This window comes from Mesorhizobium sp. M1B.F.Ca.ET.045.04.1.1, from assembly GCF_003952465.1.
Taxonomy (GTDB): Bacteria; Pseudomonadota; Alphaproteobacteria; order Rhizobiales; family Rhizobiaceae; genus Mesorhizobium; species Mesorhizobium shonense.
Genome location: NZ_CP034448.1, coordinates 4356007 through 4378239 on the forward strand (window position 1 = coordinate 4356007; position 22233 = coordinate 4378239).

The 22233-nt window shown below is 64.5% G+C and carries 19 protein-coding genes, 1 tRNA gene and 1 pseudogene; 8 read left to right on the forward strand and 13 right to left on the reverse strand.

All coding sequences use genetic code 11. The annotated features are described in order from the left end of the window. Nucleotides 1-97: 97 nt before the first annotated feature. On the forward strand, nt 98-529 hold the full coding sequence (locus tag EJ071_RS21450; RefSeq protein WP_126099671.1) for a L,D-transpeptidase: 432 nt from the start codon (nt 98-100) through the stop codon (nt 527-529). A 193-nt stretch (nt 530-722) separates the two neighbouring features. Beyond that, on the forward strand, nt 723-1568 hold the full coding sequence (locus EJ071_RS21455; protein ID WP_126099672.1) for a hypothetical protein: 846 nt from the start codon (nt 723-725) through the stop codon (nt 1566-1568). A gap of 267 nt (nt 1569-1835) precedes the next feature. Here the strand turns inward: EJ071_RS21455 and EJ071_RS21460 are convergent. From EJ071_RS21460 to EJ071_RS21500, 8 genes and pseudogenes are all read right to left on the reverse strand, one after another. Then, nucleotides 1836-2821 (reverse strand): annotated as a pseudogene (locus tag EJ071_RS21460) (lipid A biosynthesis lauroyl acyltransferase). Between the two features lie 5 nt (nt 2822-2826). After that, nucleotides 2827-3855, reverse strand: coding sequence for a zinc-binding dehydrogenase (locus EJ071_RS21465; protein ID WP_126099673.1), 1029 nt, complete (start codon nt 3853-3855; stop codon nt 2827-2829). A gap of 38 nt (nt 3856-3893) precedes the next feature. After that, nucleotides 3894-5165 carry a beta-ketoacyl-ACP synthase gene (locus tag EJ071_RS21470; RefSeq protein WP_126099674.1) on the reverse strand — a complete coding sequence of 424 codons (1272 nt, stop codon included), beginning with the start codon at nt 5163-5165 and terminating at the stop codon, nt 3894-3896. A 16-nt stretch (nt 5166-5181) separates the two neighbouring features. Continuing rightward, entirely contained in the window at nt 5182-6369 is a 1188-nt protein-coding gene (locus EJ071_RS21475) for a beta-ketoacyl-ACP synthase (RefSeq protein ID WP_126099675.1), read from the reverse strand. 114 nt (nt 6370-6483) lie between these two features. Beyond that, nucleotides 6484-6765 (reverse strand): acyl carrier protein, encoded by a 282-nt coding sequence (locus EJ071_RS21480; RefSeq protein WP_027167184.1) that lies wholly within the window; start codon nt 6763-6765, stop codon nt 6484-6486. A gap of 235 nt (nt 6766-7000) precedes the next feature. Next, nucleotides 7001-8146, reverse strand: a complete 1146-nt coding sequence (locus EJ071_RS21485) for a slipin family protein (RefSeq protein WP_126099676.1) — start codon at nt 8144-8146, stop codon at nt 7001-7003. A gap of 359 nt (nt 8147-8505) precedes the next feature. Further along, nucleotides 8506-8571, reverse strand: a tRNA-Ile gene (locus EJ071_RS21490). 292 nt (nt 8572-8863) lie between these two features. Next, on the reverse strand, nt 8864-9412 hold the full coding sequence (locus tag EJ071_RS21500) for a histidine phosphatase family protein (protein WP_126099677.1): 549 nt from the start codon (nt 9410-9412) through the stop codon (nt 8864-8866). Nucleotides 9413-9585: 173 nt separating this feature from the next. Here EJ071_RS21500 and EJ071_RS21505 point away from each other — a divergent pair, with 173 nt between their 5' ends. From EJ071_RS21505 to EJ071_RS21515, 3 genes are all read left to right on the forward strand, one after another. Beyond that, nucleotides 9586-10536 (forward strand): AEC family transporter, encoded by a 951-nt coding sequence (locus EJ071_RS21505; RefSeq protein WP_126099678.1) that lies wholly within the window; start codon nt 9586-9588, stop codon nt 10534-10536. A 166-nt stretch (nt 10537-10702) separates the two neighbouring features. Beyond that, on the forward strand, nt 10703-12160 hold the full coding sequence (locus EJ071_RS21510; protein WP_126099679.1) for an NAD-dependent succinate-semialdehyde dehydrogenase: 1458 nt from the start codon (nt 10703-10705) through the stop codon (nt 12158-12160). Nucleotides 12161-12262: 102 nt separating this feature from the next. Next, entirely contained in the window at nt 12263-13282 is a 1020-nt protein-coding gene (locus tag EJ071_RS21515) for an aldose epimerase family protein (protein ID WP_126099680.1), read from the forward strand. A gap of 45 nt (nt 13283-13327) precedes the next feature. Here EJ071_RS21515 and EJ071_RS21520 read toward each other — a convergent pair whose 3' ends face one another. After that, nucleotides 13328-14248 (reverse strand): sugar kinase, encoded by a 921-nt coding sequence (locus EJ071_RS21520; RefSeq protein ID WP_126099681.1) that lies wholly within the window; start codon nt 14246-14248, stop codon nt 13328-13330. A gap of 156 nt (nt 14249-14404) precedes the next feature. Between EJ071_RS21520 and EJ071_RS21525 the strand changes: the two genes are divergently transcribed. Both EJ071_RS21525 and EJ071_RS21530 read left to right on the forward strand, forming a co-directional pair. After that, nucleotides 14405-14848: a FixH family protein gene (locus EJ071_RS21525; protein ID WP_126099682.1), complete on the forward strand. Its 444-nt coding sequence runs from the start codon at nt 14405-14407 to the stop codon at nt 14846-14848. Between the two features lie 7 nt (nt 14849-14855). Then, nucleotides 14856-16064 carry a cytochrome c peroxidase gene (locus EJ071_RS21530; protein ID WP_126099683.1) on the forward strand — a complete coding sequence of 403 codons (1209 nt, stop codon included), beginning with the start codon at nt 14856-14858 and terminating at the stop codon, nt 16062-16064. A gap of 1 nt (nt 16065) precedes the next feature. Here the strand turns inward: EJ071_RS21530 and EJ071_RS21535 are convergent, their stop codons facing one another. Beyond that, nucleotides 16066-16518 carry a winged helix-turn-helix transcriptional regulator gene (locus tag EJ071_RS21535; protein WP_126099684.1) on the reverse strand — a complete coding sequence of 151 codons (453 nt, stop codon included), beginning with the start codon at nt 16516-16518 and terminating at the stop codon, nt 16066-16068. Nucleotides 16519-16682: 164 nt separating this feature from the next. Between EJ071_RS21535 and putA the strand changes: the two genes are divergently transcribed. Beyond that, complete coding sequence (gene putA, locus EJ071_RS21540) at nt 16683-20291, forward strand: bifunctional proline dehydrogenase/L-glutamate gamma-semialdehyde dehydrogenase PutA (protein WP_126099685.1); 3609 nt, start codon at nt 16683-16685, stop codon at nt 20289-20291. Between the two features lie 41 nt (nt 20292-20332). Here the strand turns inward: putA and EJ071_RS21545 are convergent, their stop codons facing one another. The 3 genes from EJ071_RS21545 to EJ071_RS21555 all read right to left on the reverse strand — a co-directional run bounded on the left by EJ071_RS21545 (nt 20333) and on the right by EJ071_RS21555 (nt 22231). Continuing rightward, entirely contained in the window at nt 20333-20647 is a 315-nt protein-coding gene (locus EJ071_RS21545; protein WP_126099686.1) for an antibiotic biosynthesis monooxygenase, read from the reverse strand. A gap of 49 nt (nt 20648-20696) precedes the next feature. Next, nucleotides 20697-21659 (reverse strand): energy transducer TonB, encoded by a 963-nt coding sequence (locus tag EJ071_RS21550; protein WP_126099687.1) that lies wholly within the window; start codon nt 21657-21659, stop codon nt 20697-20699. 128 nt (nt 21660-21787) lie between these two features. After that, nucleotides 21788-22231 carry a hypothetical protein gene (locus EJ071_RS21555; RefSeq protein WP_126099688.1) on the reverse strand — a complete coding sequence of 148 codons (444 nt, stop codon included), beginning with the start codon at nt 22229-22231 and terminating at the stop codon, nt 21788-21790. Between the last annotated feature and the right edge of the window lie 2 nt (nt 22232-22233).

Below are 22233 nucleotides of genomic sequence, written 5' to 3' on the forward strand. Positions count from 1 at the left end.
GTTTCGTCAAGGAGTGTGTGGTACTTAACGCACCTGCCGGCAAAATGATGGAAAAGAACCACGTGATGGCAAGGGGCAATCGAAGGGGTTTGATCGCATGAAGAAGTCCGTTCTCATGGCAGCCGTGCTGGCAACCGCGCTGCTTGGCACATCTTTTGCCGGCCGGGCGGCCTCGCTGGTCGCCAACATCGACGTTTCCACGCAGACGATGACCGTCAGCAAATATGGTCAGGTGCTCTACCGCTGGAACGTATCGACCGCGCGCAAGGGCTACTTCACGCCGCGCGGCAGCTATCGTCCGCAGTGGACGGCCCGGATGTGGTACTCGCGTAAATACGAGATGTCTCCGATGCCTTATTCGGTGTTCTTCCGCGGCGGTTATGCCATCCACGGCACGGGCGCCGTAAAGTATCTCGGACGCCCAGCCTCGCATGGCTGCGTGCGCCTGCACACGGTCAATGCCGCAACTTTCTACTCGATGGTCAAGGAAATCGGCTTCGGCAACACGCGGATCGTTGTCACCGACTGAAACGGCCGGAAAAGGCTCGCTGATGGCCGCAGGCAGCAATTGCTGCCTGCGGCCAGTCCTTTCGGGGCGTTGCAGCAATGTCTCACATGCCTCGAAAAACAACGGTTTACTCTGTCACTGATCATCGCCGAAGCTGGTTTGCATGACGCGGCGGTGGTAAATACGAAGCGTTAATTCTGGCTGCTTGGGGACTATGATGTATCGATTTCTTTTGAGCGCCGCTATCGCGGCAACGGCGACTTCGGCTTTCGCTGCGGACACTCCGGTTGTTCTGGACCAGGAACTCGCCCAACCGCATATATCAGGTTATGGCGAAGTTTATCTCGGCGGTATTTATTTCGCGACTCCCGGGGACGACGCAGACGGCACGACTGCCGGTGGCGCCGCTCGAATCAATTTCCCGATCGACGCCCGCTGGAACATCCAGACCGATGCGGTGATCGATTCGCTCTGGATCGAAGGCACGAACATCTACAGCTACGGCGGCGCGATCCACGGCTACTGGCGCGATCCGAGCTCGTATGCGCTCGGCGGCTTTGCCACGATCAACGGATATGGCGGCGATGAGTTTATTAGCGATGCGGATCTGTACACTTTCACCGTGGGCCCAGAAGCGCAGGCCTATTTCGGCAATGTGACACTCTACGGCCAAGTCTACTACGGCCAGTTGCGGGCAGGCGGCGCATCCGAGCATTTCGATAATTGGGGCGGCCGTGGCGTCGTGCGGTATTTCGCGCAGGACGATCTGCGCTTCGACGGTGAACTCGGCTTCTCGCGGCTGTCCGGCTTTGGCGGGCATTTCGATACTGTCACGGCGGCGTTGCAGGCTACCTATCGGTTCTCGGGGACCCCTTGGTCAGCGTTTGGCCGCTATCAACTGGACCACCTGACATTCTCGGAAGGTTCGGGCAGCGTTAACATCCACAAATATGTGATCGGGCTGCGGGCAAGCTTCGGTTCGGATACGCTGCTCTCCGAAGACCGCAACGGCGCCACGATGGACACGTATCGACCCAACTTCACGATACCGTTCCTCTAGAGCATGATGCCGAAAAGTGTGGAGCGGTTTTCGGACGACATCATGCTCTATCTCTTTGATTTAGAGCCGGATTCAGATTTCAGGTCGACTCGACCTGAAATCATCCGGCTCTAGGATAGCTCAGCCAGTTCAGGTCGCCTGAAATCAGAGCCGCGAAGAGCGATCTTCGCGGCTTTTCCTTGCGCAGACACCGGCACTTTTGCCCTCGGGCTGAGTTGATCAAGTCGGAGAAACGGCGCTGAGCGTTTTGAGATATCACCCGAAGGCTCAACTGACCTCTTTGGCCCGCCCGCGTTTGCGGCGCCGTCCGCTCATCTCCCAGCGCTTGTGGAACCACATCCACTGTCCGGGGTCCTCGCGCACCCAGCGTTCGACGACGTCGGCGAGCAACTGGGTGGTGGCTTGGACATCGACGCTGCCGCCTCCGGTGCGCGGCAAGGTCAGCTTGTCTTCGATCTCGAGGCGGAAGCGATTTCCCGGCAGCCTGACGCAGCGCGCCGGGTAGACATCGCAGTCATAGTGGCGGGCGAGCATGCCCAGCACCGGATTGCTCTGGCAGGAGCGGCCGAAGAAGGTCGTCTCGACGCCGTTCGTGAATTTCTGGTCGACCAGAACGCCGATATTGCCGCCGTTCTCCAGGATTGCCGCGAGGGCGAACGACGCGCCGGTCGAGGAGGGCAGCAGGCCCCCATGGTCGAGCGGCGCGTCGAATGGATGTAGTCGGCAAGGTATGGGTTGTTCGGCGGGCGGAACAGCGCGGTGATGTTCATGCCGAAGGTGGCGGCGGCGACCGGCAGCAGCTCAAAATTGCCGAGATGGCCGGTGAACAGGATATGCGGCTTCTTCTCGCCGGCTATCTCGACGAAATGGTCGATGCCGCGAACCTCGACCCGGCCCGGCTTGGTGGCATTCGGGTCGAAATCGAAGAGGGCGTCGAGGAAGATGTATTCGGCCGCCAGCCGGGCCATATTGCCCCACATATCGGAAGCGATGGCCTCGATCTCGGCATCGCTCTTTTCCGGATAGGCTAGACGCAGATTGTTCACGGCCACCCGATGCCGCCCGACCAATGGCCCGATGCGGCGGGCGACGCGGTCGGCGAAGTTGAGCGCCCTGTCCGGCGGCAATAGGCGCAGGAGCCAGATCATCGACATGGCAAGCCGCGCCACCAGCCAGTGCTCCATCTGGCGCAGCCGCCGGCCGTAGCGGAACATGAAGTCCCGGCGGGCTTTCTTGAGCACCTTGCCGACCATCTGCCTTACGAAACGCGCAGGATGATCTTGCCGAAGACGTCGCGGCCTTCCATGCGCTTCAGCGCTGCATCGATGTCGTCGAAGCCGACTTCGGTATCGATGACCGGAGCAACGAGGCCAGCCGCCATCTTCTGCATGGCATTGGCCATGTTCTCCATGCGGCAGCCGAAGGAGCCGAGCAGCTTCAACTGCTGCTGGAAAAGCTGCATCAGGTTGATCTGCGTCGACACGCCGGATGTCGAGCCGCAGGTGACGAGACGGCCGCCGCGCTTCAAGCACAGCATCGAGCCGGCGAAGGTGTCGGCGCCGACATGCTCGAAGACGACGTCGACGCCCCTCTTCTTGGTCAGCTTGCGCACCACGCCTTCGAAACGGTCCTCGCGATAGTTGATGACGTGGTCGGCGCCAAGCGCCTTCGCCTTGTCGATCTTGTCGTTCGATCCGACCGTGGTGATGACCGTGCAACCCATGCGCTTCGCCAGCTGGATGGCGGCGGTGCCGATGCCAGAGCCGCCGGCATGGACGAGAATGGTCTCGCCGGGCTCGATCTTCGCGTTGTCGAACAGCATGTGCTCGACGGTGCCGAAGGTGACGGGCGCGACCGCCGCGCCGATTTCGGTGACGCCGGGCGGAGCGGGCACCAGCAGCCGCGCGGGCAGGTTGATCTTCTCCTGCGCGAAGCCGTCGAGGTGGAAGCCGTGGACGCCGGAGACATGCTCGCAGAGATTGTCTCGGCCTTCGCGGCAGGCGCGGCAGAGCCCGCAGGTGCGCGCGCCATAGATCGACACCAACTGCCCGGGCAGGAGGTTGGAAACACCAGGTCCGATCGCCTCGACCTCGCCGGAGGCCTCGGCGCCGACGACCAGCGGCAGCTTGCGCTTGGCGAAGGCCATGCCGCGCCAGCCCCAGACGTCGATATGGTTGAGCGCCACCGCCTTGATGCGGAGAGTCACTTCGCCCAGCGAAGGCGGCGGGGGAGGCGGCAGGTCCACCGTTTCAAGGCGGCGGTCCTCGATAAGTTGCAATGCGCGCATTTGGCCTGTCGGTGCTGTGGACGCGGAAAAAAGTCCGCTTAGACCGGTTCCCGCGCCATGACAAGGCAGGTGTTCTGGCCGCCGAAGCCGAAGGAGTTCGACAGAACCGTGCCGACTTCGGCATTGCGCTTCTTGTTCGGCACGACGTCGAGCACGATCGCCGGATCGGGATTGTCGTAGTTGATCGTCGGCGGGATGACGCTTTCGCGCATCGTCATCAGCGAGAAGGCGGCTTCGACCGCGCCTGCCGCCGACAACGTATGGCCGATCATCGACTTGTTCGACGAGACCGGCACCGAGCCGATCCGCTCGCCGAACACGGTCGACAGCGACAGATGCTCCATCTTGTCGTTCTCCGGCGTCGAGGTGCCGTGCGCGTTGACGTAGTCGATCTCGTCCTCGCTGAGGCCCGCATCGGCAAGGGCGGCGCGCACCGTGGCGATCGCCGGCGAAGCGTCGGGCTTGGACCGGGTGCGGTGGAAGTCGTCGGCCTTTTCGCCGCAGCCGCGCATGATGCCGAGGATGGTCGCGCCGCGGGCAAGTGCTGCCTCCAACGACTCCAGCACCAGCGCGCCGGAGCCTTCGGCAAGGACAAAACCGTCGCGGTCCTTGGAGAAGGGTTTTGATGCCTTCTCTGGAATGTCGTTGTGGGTGGAGAGCGCCGAGAGCAGCGAGAAGCGGATCAGCGCCTCGGCTGTGGCTGAACCGTCGGCGCCGATCGACAGCGCCTTGTCGCATTCGCCGCGCCGGATCGCCTCGACGCCGAGCTGGATGGCGGTGGCGCCAGAAGCGCAGGCGGTCGACAGCGTGATCGGCAGGCCGCGCGTGCCGAAACGGTCAGCGAGGCGGTCGGCGATCGAGCCGAACTGCGTGGTCTCGAAGATGTCGAGCTCCTTCAGTCCGCGAGCGACCCTCAGCAGCCTTTCGGAACCGCTTTCCTGCTTGTCGGAATTGTAGAGCGAGAAGCGGTCGGCCCAATCGAGCTCAACCGGCGGCGAAGCGAGGAACAGCGGTCCGCCGAAATCTCCGGAATCGAGGCCAGCTTCCGATACTGCCTCCTGAGCCGCTGTCTCGGCCAATTCGTAGGTGAGGGGGCTGGCACCCTTGGAGCTCGAGGGCAGGAAATCGACCATGCCGGAGATGCGGGTGTTCAGGTGATCGACCGGAAAGCGGGTGATCGGATGGATGCCGGATCTGCCCGAGGTCAGCGCCGCCCAGTTGTCGGTCTTGCCGACGCCCAGCGAGGTGACGACGCCGATGCCGGTCACGGCAACGATCGGCCTGCCCATGTGATTGCGGAGATTGGCCATGTTTTATTGCCTCGGTCTAAGCGGCTTTGATCAGCCCCAGCCCCTCGAATTGGTGATAGCCGATCGCCGTTGCAAGGACGGAACCGGGGGCGCCCTCGAATGGCCGCTCCGCTGTGGCATCGAAGACAGGGTAGGGGGCCTTGCGGTCGACGGCGAGCGCGGCAAGCGCAACCGCAAAGGGAAATTGCGCTTCCTTCATGTGGCCGGTCAGCGTCGAGAAGGCGCGCACGGCAAGCGCCGGATTCGCGTCGAACGCTTCCTTCTCGGCCGCGGTGGCGGCATGGGCGCCGGAGGTCCCGGAAATCGTCAGCAATTCGCCGGCGGGCAGCGATGCCTGCTTCAGCAGCGCCGCGATCTCGGCATTCAACTCACCGCGACGGCGCCTGGCCCGACCGGAAACCACGGGACCGAGCTCAGCGTAGATCTTGCGACCGCGGCTCACCGCGTGCTCGCGCTGTTCGAGCACCAGGAAGGCGCCGCCGGAGCCGGTCACCACGCCGCCGCCTTCCGCCCCCTGCCGCTGCCAGACCGGCTTCCAGGGACCGCGATGCAGATAGCCGGCGAGCTCGTAGCCCAGCAGCATGTCGGAATGTTCGGTCTGGAAGGCGCCGCCGACCAGGACATGCGTCGACTGGCCGGAGCGGATGCGCGCGGCGGCGGTCTCGACGGCCGAGACGCCGGCGCCTTCCTCGCCCATGAAGGTGCGGGACGAGCCGGTGACCTTGTGCACGATCGAGATGTTGCCGGCGAGCAGGTTGGAGAGCTGGGCGAGGAACAGCGTCGGCCGCAATTCCGTGGTCAGCTTCTCGTTGAGCAGCACGTCGCGGTCGTTGCGGCTCTCGGAAGCGGCGAGGATCGCGGTGTCGACAGCCTCGTCACGCTCGCCGCCGCCGGCCGCCACCACCATGTCCATGGTCGTGCTGAGCTCATCATTGCCCTTGATGCCCGCATCATCCAACGCCAGCCCGGCAACATAGGTGCCGAGCCGTTGCCAGGTCTCCATCTGGCGCTGGTCGCCGCGCTTGGCGATCTGCAGGTTCCAGTCGATCTCGGGCAGGGGATGGATGGTGTAGGGCGCAAAGCGCGTAGCGTCGAGCACCGGCTCAAGGCCCGGCTGGGTGAGCTTCTGCCAATGCGCATCCGGACCCTCTCCCAGCGAAGAGACAAGGCCGATGCCGGTGATGACGACGTCGTGGGAACTCATGAGCGGATGTTGTGGGTCAGGTTGCTTTCGATTTTGCGGATGATCCTTTCCGAAAATCGGTGCCGATTTTCGGGGTCATGCGCTGGGCGCGTCAAGACCGCGACCCAGCCGGCATCAGGCGGCCTTGGCCGCGACCAGCGCGTCGATCTTGGCGCAGAGATTCTTCATGACGAAGTAGTCGTCGGTCGAGGCCTTGCCGTCATTGACCTCCTGCGTCCACTTCTCCAGCGGCACCTTGATGCCGAATTCCTTGTCGATGGCAAAGACGATGTCGAGGAAATCGAGGCTGTCGATGCCGAGATCATCGATGGTGTGGCTTTCGGGCGTGATGGTGTCGATATCGATCTCGCTGGTGTCGGCAATGATCTTGGCGACTTTCTCGAACGTGGTGGACAAGGGCTCTTCCTTCGGTTGCGGGCGGAATCTGTCCGCATCTTTGTTTGGGCGCTGTCTAATCGGTTTTTCCGGGCAGGAAAAGGCCTGATACGCCGGGCGCAGATGGGATGCCGGCTTTTGGAGCGCAAGAAGGGCCGCCCGTTAAACCGGCGGCCCCTCCATTTGGCCTAACGTCAGTCTTTGTTTCGATGCATGTCGTTGCCCCAAAACCGGGACCACTTTTGGGCGACATGCATCAGCCTTCGCGGAGTTTGACCAGGTCGTTCAGCAGCCCGCCCGTACCATTGTGGACGGTCAGGCGCTCGACCTTGCCAGCGATGGCCTCGAGAGCCTCGAGCTCCTTCAGCCGCAGCATCACCGGGTTCTCGGCCATCACCTTGGCCGTGTTGAGGAGGGAACGCGTGGCGTTCGTCTCCTCGCGGCGGCGGATGACGTTGGCCTCGGCCTGCTTCTCGGCCGAAACCACCTGGTTGAGGATCTCGCGCATATCGCCCGGCAGGATGACATCCTTGAGCGCGATATCGCTGACCTCGACGCCGATCGCGGCCATGTCGGCACGCACCTTGGCGGCCGCCTCCTCGTCGACCGTGACCTTCTTGTCGAGGATCTGGTCGAGCGTGAGCGCGCCAAGCGTCTTGCGGAAGGCGTACTGCAGGGCGCGGTAGAGGGCTTCGGAGAAGTCCTTCACCGTGCTCACCGCCGTCACCGGATCGACGACCCGGTATTCGGCGGCGATGTTGACGCGGATCGTCACGCGATCCTTGGTCAGCATTTCCTGTCCGGCGACATCGAGCGACTGGCGCTTGAGGTCGACGACCTTCACCTGGACCATGCGCCCGACGTTCCAGAAGGCGTGCACGCCCGCCGCAAGCGTGCGGGCGTAGACGCCGTCCACGAACAGCAGCCCGACCTGGCCGTCCACGACCGGATGCAGGAACATGTGTTCCGCCTTCCGGGCCTGGCCGATCCGGCGCATCAAGGCCGGATCGACGGCCAGATCGGCCGCGGTGTCGACGGACGTCACCTTCCACGGGCCGGCATCCGTCCACAGCACGAGCTTGCGGTCCGGAACGAGAACGGCGTGGAGGGCGCCGTCGCGCTCGACGACGGCAATGTCGGTGCGCCCGGTGCGAACGACGGTGAAATGACGCGCGGCCACATCCGGGAGCTTGTCGAACAACGCCTTCTCGTAAGCCGAAACGAATTCCGGGTTCTTCAGGTCATGCCTGGAGACTTCGAGGTTGCCGCGCCGGTTGGCGAGCCAATGTTCGCCCGGCATCAGGACAGCCTGGATCTCGCCCTTGTAGAGGGCGACGGCACGCTCATTTTCCTTCACGAGGACGCGCTGGCGTCCGAGAAGCTTTTCGAGAATGGTCTTCATTGTCTTTACTCCTGTCGGGCATGGCCCCATGCGAGGCGTCACGTCATGCGTCGAAGCGTCCTTTCGTTTCTCGTTTCCTTTTCCGGGCACGAATGATCCGGAGGCCGGTGGCATCGCCAAGCGACGGGCCTTCGGGAGCGGATCGCGGGGCGGCGAAGCGGGCGCCGAAGGCCGAAGCCTCCTTTGGCCGGCGTCGCCGCGCCTTGATCGTCACCGCGGGCCTGGCCGCGAGCCGATGGCGCAGGACATCGCGGGCCGGCGCGGCCGAAGCCCTGCCGTCCGTGAAATCCTCGCATTCCGGTCCCCGGACCGTTTTTCAGATAACACCGTAAAAGGGTGCCTTGGCTTATCAGGCCAAATGGAGAAGGATTCGAACCTTCGGCCGTCAGATTATGAGTCTGATGCTCTACCCAACTGAGCTATCCGTGTCGTGGGTGTGGGAATCGAACCCTGCCTCCGGGCCCAAACCCGACGCTCTCCATGAGCTACACCCGCAAGGCCCAACACTCCGAAACGGCTCCGTACACAGAGCGGCAAGGCCGTCTGCGCGGGCGGAGGCGAAAGCTCCAACCGTTGTGCTCGCTTCGGTTTTCGTGACCGGGAGCGCGCCTATAGACCCTGCGACGGGTTGTCGCAAGCGGCATTGTCGCGGCGGATTTGCGGCTACTTTCGGCTGTGGCATTTCAGCCACAGCGCTGAGTCGTGCAGGCCGATGCGTCAGAAGGTGACCCGGCCGAGCACCTTGAGGCCGTCGCCCTCCGGCGCCACCACCACGGCTTCGCCTTCGCGCGGCGCGACGCCGGTGAGCGCCTCGATGTTTTCCAGATGCGTGACCAGCACCAGATTGTCGGAGCCGGAGTAGCCGCGGATCTCCTTCATGATCGCCTCCATCTGAGCGGCCTTCTCAGCCGGATCAACTTTCAGCAGATCGAGCGGCGCAAACGGTTCCGGCTCGGCCTCGAAGGCGATGCGGGCGGTGTCGAGGCAGCGGCAGTAGCGGCTCGACAGCACGTGATCGATCGGGGCCGCGCGTGCCGCGAAAAGGGCGCCGATGCGGCTCGCCTGCTGCTTGCCGCGCTCCGACAGGTTGAGCTGGCTGGCGCAGTTGCCAATGTCGAAATTCGCCGGGTCGGTCGTCCCGGTGACGAAGGCGTGGCGAAGCAGCACAATGTGACCGCCGTCGCGCAGCAGCGCCCAGCCCGCGTCGGTCGCGTGGGCGAGGGTCGGAGCAGCAAGCAGGAAAAGCGCCAGGGCAAGTCGCAGCATGAGAAGTCCCTATGGCGGCCCGAGAACCGGGGCCATGACTGGCATATAGGGACCGCAAAGCGGGCTGAAAAACAAGCAGAGGGCCGGTGGAGTGGGCGGCAAGCGGTCCGCTGGCCGAGATTGCACGGCGATCGGGGCTCGCCTATCACGGGAAAAATGTCTCCGCCCCAAAAATGACTCCGCTCGTCGCAACCGTCCTCTTCGTCTTCAGTCTCGTCGCGCTCGGCTATCTCGCCGGGTTCACCGGTTATCTGAAGCCGGCGAGCGGCGAGGGCATCTCCGAATTCGCCGTCAACGTGGCGATGCCGCTGCTTTTGTTCCAGACGATGGTGAAGTCGGATTTCCACGGCGTGGCGCCGTGGCCGCTGTGGGGCGCCTATTTCGCCGCGGTGGCCATCACCTGGGCCGCCGGCCATCTGGTCACGACGCGCATCTTCGGCCGCGATGCCCGCGCCGGCATCGTCGGCGGCGTTTCCTCGGCCTATTCCAATGTCGTGCTGCTCGGCGCACCCTTCATCCTCGGCATTTTTGGTGCGAGCGGCTTCGAGGTGCTGTCGCTGCTGGTCTCGGTTCACCTGCCGATCATGATGATGGCCTCGATCGTGCTGTTCGAGATGTTCGGCCGTGGCGGCAGCGAACCGGTGCATCCGCTGCGCGTCATCAGGAATTTTCTCAGGCGGCTGTTCGTCAATCCGCTGATCATCGGGATATTGGCGGGGCTCGCTTGGCGCCTGACCGGCGCGCCGCTGCCGGCGCTGATCGGGCGGCTGGTCGACGCGCTCGCCGATACCGCCGGGCCGGTGGCGCTGTTTGCCATGGGCCTCAGCCTGCGCCGCTTCGGCATTTCCGGCAACGTCCGGCCGGCGCTCGCGCTGTCGGCGCTCAAGCTCTTCCTGATGCCGGCGGTTGTTCTTCTCCTGGTCTGGCTGCTCGGCCTGCCGCCGCTGACGGCCAAGGTCGCCGTGGTCGTTGCCGCGCTGCCGTCCGGCATCAATTCCTACCTCATCGCCGTCCAGTTCAACACCGGCCAGGCGCTGGCGTCGAACCAGATGACCATCGCCACGGCGAGCGCGGTGCTCACCACGTCCTTCTGGCTGACGGTGGTCGTCCATATTTTTGGATAGCGGCCAAGGCCACCGCGCTCGCTTTTGCTGGCCCAACCCCTATATGCCATCTTGTGATTGCTTGCCGGGCTTTCCCTAGGTAAGAGCAATGCGCCAGCGTGCGGCCATGCACGCCATCGAATATCCAGAAAAACGGCCGATCAGCGCGCCGAACGGAGGCCAGACCATGCTTCAGAAAACCAGCCATTTCATGCGCCAGGCCAATCTCATCAACGGCGAATGGGTGCAGGCCGACAGCGGCCAGACCGTCGACGTCAACAATCCGGCAACGGGCCTCAAGATCGGCACCGTGCCGAAGGCCGGCAAGGCCGAAACCCGCCGCGCCATCGAGGCCGCCGAGGAAGCCTTCAAGACCTGGCGCAAGACCACCGCGCTCGAGCGCTCGAAGCTGTTGCGCAAGCTGCATGACGCCATGATGGACAATCAGGACGTGCTGGCCGAGCTTCTCACCATCGAGCAGGGCAAGTCGCTGTTCGAATCCAAGGGCGAGATCGGTTCGGCCGCGAGCTACATCCTGTGGTTCGCCGAGGAAGGCCGCCGCACCTATGGCGACATCGTGCCGTCGCCCTGGGGCGACCGCCGCATCCTGGTGACCAAGGAGCCGGTCGGCGTCATCGCCGCCATCACGCCGTGGAATTTCCCGTCCTCGATGCTCGCCCGCAAGCTCGGACCGGCGCTGGCCGCCGGCTGCACGGCGGTGGTCAAGCCGGCTTCGCAGACGCCTTACTCGGGCCTCGCCTGGGGCGCGCTCGCCGAGGAGGTCGGCTTCCCCAAGGGCGTCATCAACATCCTGACCGGCTCAGCCGGCGAGATCGGCGACGAGATCTGCGCCAATCCGCTGGTCAAGAAGATCACCTTCACCGGCTCTACCGAGGTCGGCAAGATCCTGATCCAGAAATCGTCGACGACGGTCAAGAAAGTGTCGATGGAGCTTGGTGGCAACGCGCCGTTCCTGGTCTTCGACGACGCCGACATCGATCGTGCCGTCACCGGCGCCATCACCGCGAAATACCGCAATTCCGGCCAGACCTGCGTCTGCACCAACCGCTTCCTGGTGCAAGCGGGCGTCTATGACAAGTTCGTCGAGAAGCTCGCCGCCGCCAGCAACAACCTCAAGGTCGGTTCGGGCCTGGAGGAAGGCGTGCAGCAGGGGCCGCTGATCGACGAGAAGGCGGTCGAGAAGGTCGAGGAACTGATCGCCGACGCGACGTCGAAAGGCGGCAAGGTCGTCGCCGGCGGCAAGCGCCATGCGCTCGGCGGCTCGTTCTTCCAGCCGACCGTGATTTCCAATGCGACGCCGAAGATGCGCTTCATGAAGGAAGAGATTTTTGGGCCGGTCGCGCCGGTGTTCAAGTTCGAGACCGAGGAAGAGGCCATCGCTTTGGCCAACGACACCGAGTTCGGCCTTGCCAGCTATTTCTACACCGGCGATCTCGGCCGCGCCTTCCGCGTCATGGAAGGGCTGAAATACGGCATGGTCGGCGTCAATGAGGGCCTGATCACCACGCCCGAGGCGCCGTTCGGCGGTGTCAAGGAATCGGGCCTCGGCAAGGAAGGCGGACATCAGGGCATCGAGGACTACCTCGACACCAAATATGTCTGCATCGGCGGGCTCGGGCTCTGACAGCTTACCCGAGGAGCAGGGCGGGCATGTTGCCTGCCTTGCTGGACGAGACAAAGCCGGCCAAAGTCCCCGGATCAACGAACTGACGTTTCGGGCACAGCGATGAAGGATGGCGAGGTCTTCGGCACGACGCAGGCGGGCGAGCCGGTTCGCCGTTTCACCATCCGCGGCGGCGGGCTGACAGCCAACATCATCGGGCTCGGCGCAATCGTCCAGGATCTGCGGCTCACTGGCCACGACGCGCCGCTGGTGCTGGGCTACGACCGTTTCGAACCTTACGAAACCGATCGCGCCTATTTCGGCGCCGTTGTCGGCCGTTTCGCCAACCGCATTCGCGACGGCCGCTTCACCATCGCCGGCAAGCGCTATCAGACGGAGCGCAATTTTCTCGGCAAGCACACGCTGCATGGCGGCACGGAAGGCTATTTCCACCGGCCATGGACCGTCTCGCTGCACGGACGCGATTTCGTGACGCTGACGCTGCACGATCCGGACGGCACGATGGGCTTTCCAGGGGCGCTGGACGTCACCTGCACCTACCGGCTGAAGATCCCCGGCACGCTCAGCATGGAGCTGACCGCGACCTGCGAGGAGCCGACGCTGTGCAACCTGGCGCAGCACTCCTACTTCAACCTCGAGGACGGCGGCGCGGGCGACATCCTCGACCACCGGCTTATGCTCAATGCCGGTGCCTATACGCCGGTCGATGGCGAGATGATCCCGACCGGCGTGGTGAAGCCGGTCGACGGCACGCCCTATGACTTTCGCCAGGCGCGGCCGCTGCGCATGGAAACGGAAGGCGAGCAGCTCCCCTACGACGTGAATTTCTGCCTCGCCTCCAGCCGCGGACCGCTTCACCAGGCGGCCTGGGTGCAAGGGGCCAATTCGGGCGTCGAGATGGAAGTCTGGACGACGGAGCCCGGCCTGCAGCTCTATATCGGCCAGTATGTCGCGCCGTCGTCGCCGGGGCTGGATGGCCGCCGCTACAAGCCGTTCTCCGGCTTTTGCCTTGAAGCGCAGGCCTGGCCGGACGCGCCGAACCGGCCCTATTTCCCCCAGGCCACGCTCTGGCCTGGGCAAATCTATCATCAGGTTACGGAATACCGGTTCCGCCTGCCTTAAAGTTTGACGCTATTGAAGCGATGTCTGCTTAAGCTTCGATACCGCTTAACTGTCGAACGCAGCTCTCAACGTCTCGAATGGAGCCAGCGCGCCGCGGACTTGTACGACCGCGGCGGCGACTTTGTGCGCGCGCCGAGCCGCATCGGCCGGGGCATGGCCGGCAAGCCTCGCGGCAAGATATCCGCCATTGAAGGAGTCGCCGGCACCGGTGGTGTCGACGGGCGTCGCGACGTGTACGGCCTCAACGGTCTGCGCTTCGCCGTTCATGGCAATCAACGCGGGCTGCTCGCCATTCTTGACGACGACTTCGCCGACCAGCTTCCCGAGCCTTTCTGCGGTCGCCTGCGGTGTCTCGTCTGCGAATAGCATCTGCTCGTCGGGAAAGGTCGGCAGCGCAATATCGGCGACGGCGAGCGCTTCCAGGATCGCGGCCTGCGCGGTTTCACGGCTCTGCCAGAGCCTGGGGCGGTAGTTCGGGTCGAAGGCGACGAGAGAGCCCGTCGAACGGGCGGTCGCAATGGCCGCAAGCAGGGTTTTGCGTGCCGCATTGTCCAGAATTGCCAGGGTGATTCCGGAAAAATAGACAAGCGCCTGGTTTTCAAGGCTTTTTTCCAGCGCGACGGGATCGGAGGCGAGCTGTCTCGCGGCCGCGTCGCTTCGCCAATAGGTGAAGGCGCGTTCGGCTCCGGTGAGCGTGATGGCGTAAAGGCCGGGCCTGGCGCCGGCAATGACCGGGCTGTTGCCGATGCCGACACCGTTCTGGGCGAAGAAATCGATCTGATCGCGCGAGAAAGGATCGTCGCCGAAGGCCGAGACATAGGTCGCCGGCCGGTCCGGACTCAGCGCATGCAGCGCCCACAGCGTGTTGAAGGTGTCGCCGGCAAAGCCCATGCGCCAGTTCGGTCCTGCCTGACCTGACAGTTCGAGCATGCATTCGCCGATCGAAGCAATACCATTGGCGGTCATGGGGCTCGTTCCTCCTGAAACGATGCTGCTGTAGCTTTTTGCAACCGGCAGCGCCATGCTTGGCGCAGGCGGAATTTTGCGCCAGAAGCGATTTCCCACAGGCGGGGCGGGATGCTGCGCGCAGCCCGGGACGTTATCAGCCGAAGAGGAACCGGTTTGGCATCGATATGGCGTTACATTCTTGCGGGTCTCGGTCTGGCTGCCCTTTTGGTCGGCATCCTGGCAGTCGTCTATCTGACGGCGCCGCACTCGGCGCCGGGTCCCGACACGTCGCGCTCCAAGAAGACGGCGAGCGGCCTGTTCGTCGCCAGCTTCGAGCCGGAACGCGGCGTCATCCGGCAAGGCGAGCTGCAGTCCTGGCTGCTGACGCTGAAAACCGCCGCCGGCGCCCCGGTGGAGGGTGCTGCGATCACTGTTTTCGGCGGCATGCCGCAACACAATCACGGCCTGCCGACCAGTCCGCAGGCGACCGACTATCTGGGCGAGGGACGCTATCGCATCGACGGCGTGAAATTCACCATGAGCGGCTGGTGGCAGCTGCGCTTCGCCATCTCGGCGGCGGCGGGGTCCGATTCCGTCGTCTTCAACATCGTGCTGTGAGCGGCCGATGAGGCGTCTCGCCCGCGTCGCAAGCCTGGCCACTCTGGCCGTGCTCGCTCTGCTTGGCGGCTGCGGCAAGCCTCAGTTCAGCGACGCCGAGAAGAAGACCATCGCCTCGCTGGCGCTGAACACGCTGCCGGCGCTTAAAGTGGACACCACGAACCAATATGCCGACATGCCGGCCGCAGCGGCGCTCGGATCGACGCTGTTCTTCGATGTCGGCATGAGCCGCGACGGCACGGTGTCCTGCTCGACCTGCCACAAGATCGACCGCCAATTCCAGGACGACCTGCCGCAGGCGGTCGGCGTCGGCCATACCAACCGTCGCACCATGCCGCTGGCCGGCGTGGCGCGCGATCCCTGGTTCTTCTGGGACGGGCGGCGCGACAGCCTTTGGGCGCAAGCGCTGACGCCGCTCGAAAACCCGCTTGAGCAAGCCGGCAATCGCGCCGCTTTCGCGCATTACATCAAGAACCGGTTCGGCGAGCGCTATGAGCGCATCTTCGGACCGCTTCCCGATCTTTCCACCGTGCCGGCCAATGCCAGCCCGCTCGGCACCGATGCCGAGAAAGCAGCTTGGAACGCCATGCCGGCCAGCCAGGCCGACGACGTCAACCGCGTCTTTGCCAATATCGGCAAGGCGATCGCCGCCTTCGAGCGGTCGATCGAGCCTGAGCAGACACGCTTCGATCGCTTCGCCATCGACCTTGCTACCGGCGCGGAGCCGCAAGGCGATGCCGCTTTCTCGCCGGAAGAGACCCTCGGGCTGAAGCTGTTCATCGGCAAGGCCAATTGCGTGACCTGTCACAACGGGCCGCGCTTCACCGACAATGCTTTCCACAACACCGGCGTGCCGCCGGTCAAGGACCTGCCGCCGGATCGCGGCCGTGTCGATGCGGTGGCTCAAGTCCAGGCCGATCCCTTCAACTGCTTCGGCAAGTTCCGCGACGGGGACGCAAGCGCCTGCCGCGAGTTGCGCTTCATGGTGAAGGACGGGCAGCAGCTGGTGCGCGCTTACAAGACGCCTTCGCTGCGGGAAGCGGCTACACGTGCACCCTATATGCATGCCGGGCAGTTTTCGTCACTCGACGAAGTGGTCGCGCATTATTCGAAGGCGGCGCCCAGCGTCGAAGGCGTTTCGGAGGTTCACCCGCTTGATCTTTCCGATCGCGAGCGCGCAGCGTTAGTGGCGTTCCTGAAGACACTGTCGGAGTAGGTTAGCGGTCCTTCACCGTCTCCATCGCCACGAAGGTCGAGGTCTGGGCGACATGGGGAAGGGCGGAGATGCGCTCGCCGAGCACGCGGCGATAGGCGGCAATATCGGTGGTGCGAACCTTGAGCAGGTAATCGAAGCTCGACGCCATCATGTGGCATTGCTCGATCTCCGATACCCCCTGCACCGCGCGGTTGAAAGCGTCGAGCGCTGCCGAGCGTGTGTCCGAAAGCTTCACCTGCACGAAGGCGACATGGCCTTCGCCCATGCGCTCGCGGTCGATGATGGCGCGATAGCCCCTTATGTAGCCATCCTTCTCCAGCCGCTTCACGCGCGCTTGCACCGGCGTCTTCGACAGGCCGACCTTGGCCGCCAACTCCGACATGGAAAGCCGGCCGTCGCGCCCGAGCGCGGACAGGATGTTGCGATCTATGCGGTCCAATTGGTCTTCAGTCATCGATCTGGTAGTCTAAACGACGGGAATGTATCCTATATGATAGTTCAATCGAACTATCTTGTCGATTTCTTTGGATCGATGGAAGTTGGGAGCTATGCTAGCTTGCGCCATTCGGTCCGGTGACCGCCAGACCGCACGCCCACGCTCGCTTTCATGGACCCGACATGCCGCTCGATGCCATCCGCCAGCAGATCCGCGCCAATTATTTGCCCGACGAAGACGAGGCGGTGAAGCGATTGTCCGCGGCGGCCGGGCTTTCGGCGGAAGAGCGCAAGGCGATCTCGGCTCGAGCCGCCGATCTGGTGCGCGCGGTGCGCGGCTCATCGGACCCTCGGTTGATGGAGGTCTTTCTCTCGGCTTATGGCCTGTCGACCAAGGAGGGCGTGGCGCTGATGTGTCTCGCCGAGGCGCTGCTGCGGGTGCCCGATGCCGAAACGATGGACGATCTCATCGCCGACAAGATCGCGCCGCATGACTGGTCGGCGCATTCGGGCAGCTCGAGCTCCATCTTCGTCAACGCCTCGACCTGGGCGCTGATGCTGACCGGCCGCGTGCTCGACGAAGGCGAGGGCGGCATCGAAGGCACCCTGCGCGCCATGGTGCGCAGGCTGGGCGAACCGGTCATCCGCAAGGCCGTTGCGGCGGCCATGCGCGAGATGGGCGAACAGTTCGTGCTCGGCCGCACCATCGCCGAGGCCGTCAGGCGCGGCCGGCCGATGACGCAGAAGAGCTATCTCTATTCCTTCGACATGCTGGGCGAGGCGGCTCGTACCGAAGCCGACGCGCTGCGCTACCACAAGGCCTATGCCGACGCGATTTCCTCGCTCGACGCCGGCTCGAACGGACCCGACATTCGCTACAATCACGGCATTTCGGTCAAGCTTTCGGCACTGCATCCGCGCTACGAGGTGGCGCAGAAGGACAAGATGCTGCCGGTAATGGCAGAACGGCTCCTGTCGCTGGCGCTCGCCGCGCGGCATTCGCGCATGGGCCTCAACATCGATGCCGAGGAGGCGGACCGGCTCGATCTGTCGCTCGACGTCATCGAACGCGTGCTGGCCGAACCGGAACTCGCCGGCTGGGACGGTTTCGGCGTCGTCGTCCAGGCCTATGGCCCGCGCGCGGCCTTCGTCGTCGACTGGCTCTATGCATTGGCGAAAAAATACGACCGCAAGATCATGGTGCGGCTGGTGAAGGGCGCCTATTGGGACACGGAGATCAAGCGGGCACAGACGCTTGGGCTGTCCGGCTATCCGGTCTTCACCCGCAAGACCAATACCGACGCCTCCTATCTCGCCTGTGCGCGAAAATTGCTGTCGATGACCGACCGCATCTACCCGCAATTCGCCACCCACAACGCGCACACCGTGGCGGCGATCCTGTTGATGACGAAGGACCGCGATTCCTTCGAGTTCCAGCGCCTGCACGGCATGGGCGAATCCCTGCACGAGACGGTGCGCAAGGCTGAAGGGACGCGCTGCCGCATCTATGCGCCGGTCGGCGCGCATTCCGACCTGCTCGCCTATCTGGTGCGGCGGCTCCTGGAAAACGGCGCCAACTCCTCCTTCGTCCATCAGTTGACCGACGAGGAGGTCGAGCCGGAGGAGATCGCGCGCGACCCGCTGGAGGCGGTTGAGAAACAAGGTTCAGCCTCCAACCCGGCGATCGCGCGTCCCGCGGCGATCTTCGGCGCCAACCGACGCAATTCCAAGGGTTTCGACATTACCGACCCGGTGACACTTGCGGCCATTGATAGGGCGAGGGCGGAATTTGCAGGGGCAGACCGCTGGCATGCCAAGCCGGTCACGCGCGCCGCCGGCTACGGCAAGCAACGCCAGGTCGTCAATCCGGCAAAGCCCGACGAGGTCGTCGGCACGGTGCATGAAGCGGCGGCCAAGCAGGTGGCGACCGCCGTGCGCATTGCCGTCGACGCGCAGCCGGCCTGGGCAAAGCGTCCGGTTGCCGAGCGCGCGGCGATCCTCAACCGCGCCGCCGACCTTTACGAGGCCAATGCCGCCGAGTTCTTCGCTTTGGCCACCCGCGAGGCCGGCAAGTCGCTGGCCGACGGCGTCGCCGAAGTGCGCGAGGCGGTCGACTTCCTGCGTTACTACGCTGCCGAGGCGGCGAATGCCGAAGCGGGCACGCAAGCGCGCGGCGCGATCGTCTGCATCTCGCCGTGGAATTTTCCGCTCGCGATCTTCACCGGCCAGATCGCCGCGGCGCTGGTCACCGGCAATTCGGTGATCGCCAAGCCCGCCGAGCAGACGCCGCTGATCGCCTTCCGCGCCGTCGAGATGCTGCGCGAGGCCGGCGTGCCGGAGGATGTCATCCAGCTTCTGCCGGGCGACGGCCCCTCGGTCGGCGCGCCGCTCACCGCGGACCCGCGCATTGCCGGCGTCTGCTTCACCGGCTCGACCGAGGTCGCCAAGCTCATCGAGAAGCAACTCGCCGAGACCGCGGCGCCCGACGCCATGCTGGTCGCCGAAACCGGCGGGCTCAATGCCATGATCGTCGATTCCACGGCACTGCCCGAGCAGGCGGTGCGCGACATCCTCGCTTCCGCCTTCCAGAGTGCGGGCCAGCGCTGCTCGGCGCTGCGCGTGCTCTATGTCCAGAAGGATGTCGAGAAGAAGATGCTGGAGATGCTGAAGGGCGCGATGGAGGCGCTCACCGTCGGCGATCCCTGGCAGATCTCGACCGATGTCGGTCCGGTCATCGACGACGAGGCGCAAGGCTCGATCAGCGACTATTGCGCGAAGAAGGGGCTGGAGGGCCGGCTGATCGCCAGACTGGAGACGCCGAAGAATGGCCGCTTCGTCGCGCCGCATGTCTTCCGCGTTAAGGGCATCGAGGAGATGGAGCGCGAGGTGTTCGGCCCGGTGCTGCATGTCGCGACGTTCGACGCCGACGATATCGATGCAGTGATTGCCGCCATCAACCGAAAAGGCTACGGCCTGACCTTCGGCCTGCACACCCGCATCGAGGGCCGCGTCCAGCATTTCGTCGACGGCATCCACGCCGGCAACATCTACGTCAACCGCAACCAGATCGGCGCCGTCGTCGGTTCGCAACCTTTCGGTGGCGAGGGGTTGTCGGGTACCGGCCCCAAGGCCGGCGGGCCGCATTATCTGCGCCGCTTCCGCAAGGGACCAGAGGCCGGCACCGAGGTAGGCGAAGGCCACAAGGTGACGGCGACCGAACTTGCCGACAATCTGCCGGACCCGGTGCTGGGCGGCTGGTCGACGCGCCCGGATCGCGTGGCGATCCTGAGAAAACATCTTCGTGGCAAAGGTGCTGCGGCGATTGCAGCCGCCGCCAGTCTCGATTTCGGGCAGGTCGACCTGCCAGGCCCGACCGGCGAGGCCAACACGCTGTCGCTTTCGCCGCGCGGCCGGGTGCTCTGCCTTGGGCCGGATGCCGACACGCTGCTTGCGCAGACGATCCAGGCTCTCGCCGCCGGCAACGCGGTCCTGGCGGTAGCGCCAGGCGCGCCGGCGGCGCTGTCTGCACTCACCGGCAAGGGCCTGCCGCTTGCGGCGATCGATGGCCGCCCAGATCCGGTCGAGGCGCGGTCGCTGCGCGTCGATGTCGTCGCCTTCTCCGGCACGCCGGAAGCGGCGCGCATCGTGCGCAAGGTGATTGCCGAGCGCGCCGGGCCGATCGTTCCGCTGGTCAGCGAAGTGCTGAACCCTGCGGCCTATGCGCATGAGCGCGCGGTCTGCGTCGACACGACGGCGGCGGGCGGTAACGCCAGCCTGCTCGCGGCTGCATAACGACAGCGGAGATTATCCAACGGCTGCCGCGATAGCGGCGGTCAGGCGCCCTCGACGACCGAAAAGCCCTCGAACTGCGGATGGCCGAGATAGTGGACCTTCGAGCCACCGGCGTTGCGATGGGCGGCGCGGAAGTTCTCCGACTTCGTCCAGGCGACGAAATCCTCCTGGCTCGCCCAGACGGTGTGCGAAGCGAACAGCGTGTAGCCCTCGGTCTCGTTGACCGGACCGCGCAGCAGATGGAATTCCTTGAAGCCTTTCATGTCGGAGAGGCTGGAGTCGCGGTTCTTCCAGACGTCCTCGAAGGCTTCTTCCGAGCCGTTCTGGACCTTGAAGCGGTTCATGGCGATGTACATTGGGTTCCTTTCGAATGAACGAATTCTGACGTTTAGGATGGCGAAGGCTTTAAAAAGGGCCGATCCGCGCCTTGAACACCCAACTTGATTTTCCCGTCTCGGGTGGAATGGGAGGGAACGGGGCTTGCTTGCGCACCAGCGTCAAAGCGAATTGATCGAGCTCGGCAGACCCTGAGCTTTCGGCGAGCTGCAGGTCGCTGATGCTGCCGTCGGCCGCGACGACGAAAACCACCCTGGCGTTGTTGCGAGCCTTGGCCTGGACCGATTTCGAAACGCGACGGTTGGCGCGGGCAAGCTTCTTCTGGATCTCACCGCTGTAGCGGGATTCCAGGGCATTGCCGGCGGCCTGTTGCTTGCCCTTGCTGGCGACAACAGGCGCGTCGCGCGTATCGCCATCCGCCGTGCCGCCCGTTTCAATGGTTTGGCTTGGCCCTGCCGATGCGGCTGGGGCGCTCGATGTCGCACTGGGGACCGGCGGCGGTTGAGGCTCGGCAGGGGGCGTTTCAGCGCTTTGCGGTTCGGTCGCGGGCGCAGGTTTGCTGTCGGCGGGGACACTCTGGTCATCCTGGCGTGGGCTGGTGGCCGTCAGGATGTCCGGCGCGGAAGTGGCTTCCTTGACGGCTTGCGGCGGAAGCTGAGGCGTCGGGGGTTCGTTTGGCGGTTGCTGCGCTTCGACTGGCGGAGCGGGCTGCGTGGCCTGGCGTTTCACCGGCTGCGGATCGGGCACCAAGGTGACATCCACGGCGCCGGACGACTGGTCGTCCAGGGCGCTGCCGGTGACGTTGGCGCCGGATTGATCTGTGCCCTCGGCCTGAATCGCATCCATGGCGTCGAATGTCCCGGGGGGCGCGAGCAGAAACGCCGCCGCCGCGGCGCCGTGGAGAAGGCCGGAGGCGATGATCGCCACCGGCCATCTGCGATGCGGGGCCGATTGCGGCGGCTGAGTAAGCGACTCGGCCGGCGTGATCGCCAGTTCGCTGCCTGTATCGAAGGGGTGATTGATGTCCTGCATGTCTCGCGCCGAGACCTGCCGTGCAGGGCATGTGATTGTCAAATCAAGATCGGTTGCCGCCCATGGCGGCAGACCGCAGGCAGGCCACGCAATGGCGTCTCGTGGGAGGGCAGGATGCAGTCCCACCTCTATGCACCGAAAGCGATGGCGGCCCTGGTCGACGTCTTCAAGCCGCGCATACAGGCCGCCGGCTCGACGCCGTTGCCGGCGCATTCCGTCGCGCTGTTGATCAGCACGCGGCTGAGCTTGCCGCAGTCGGCGCCGGCCAGGTCGAAGCGCGTGACTTTCGTCTTGCCGGCCGGCAGATCCTTGAAATCAAGCACGGCGAGGCGATCGACGACACCGGCCTCGTTGAACAGCGCGATCTCGAAAGCCGCCTTCGACAGGTCGACGCCGAGCGCGTTGTTGACGACGAAGGTCAGCCGGCAACCCTTGTCGGAACGCTGAGCGGCGTTGAGCTCGAGGCTCAGTTGAGGGGCCGGCGCGGGAGTTTCAGCCCACGCCGGCACCGTCGCAAGCGACATCGCAAACGTCGAGGTCAGTAGACGAAAGGACGTCATCAAGCTCTTCATTC